1 protein-coding gene is annotated in these 806 nt (G+C 46.3%); it reads right to left on the reverse strand.

Going from position 1 to position 806, the window contains the following annotated elements:
- Positions 1 to 806, reverse strand: an 806-nt coding sequence (locus MCO_RS09160) for a VENN motif pre-toxin domain-containing protein (RefSeq protein WP_007554096.1), incomplete at both ends; no start/stop codon positions are given.

Below are 806 nucleotides of genomic sequence, written 5' to 3' on the forward strand. Positions count from 1 at the left end.
TAGACTTTGTTTGTCTGACCAAATTTGCTATCGGTAAATTTAGTGGGTTTCTCTTTTAACCAAAGCTTTTTTTCTTTAGCAGCAAGTTTGGTCAGTTCTTCCCTAGCCGCAAGTTTGGCAAGATCTCCTTGAGCTGCAAGTTCTAGAAGATTTTTCTTAGAAGCGAATTGGGCAAAATCTCTCCTCGCAATGAACTGAATCAGAGCCTTTTCACCAAGCTTTACACCTTCCTTGGCTAATCCAGCGCCTCCAACAAACAGCGATGCTACTTCAGTCAATAATTTTCCAAATTCAACACCAGCATTGAAAGATCCACTAGCACCTGCTCGCTCATATTCCGCCATCAAGTGATTAATACGGTCCACATACGATTGCCCAAGGGTCGCGAATACTTTACCACTGGTGACAAAATCTTTGAGCGCTTTTAAAGTATCTATGGGATGGCGAGCTATTTGCACAAAGCCATCAACCGTATCGTATAATTCAGCAGGAACACCAGCAACCAAACCTGCCGCCAAGCTTATATTTTGCCCTGTACTAATCGCAGTCCACTTCGCAGACACTTCTGCTTTACATAAAAGGTCAGGACACTCCTTTAACTCTTTCTCCATCTGAGCTTGTTGCGCGCTGCTGAGGTAGTTATTCTCTGCGGCATTCCCTGCGGCATCGGCACCGGCATTGACATCACCGCCAGCAAGGGCAGCGGCAACACCCCCCGCAGCACGTGCGATATCAATGGTGTGCTCTCTAAAATCAGCAAACTGCGCATCAATCTTAGCAGTGATGCGGGCTTGTTCTTCCGCAGT

The sequence above is a fragment of the Bartonella sp. DB5-6 genome, from assembly GCF_000278115.1.
GTDB lineage: Bacteria > Pseudomonadota > Alphaproteobacteria > Rhizobiales > Rhizobiaceae > Bartonella > Bartonella refiksaydamii.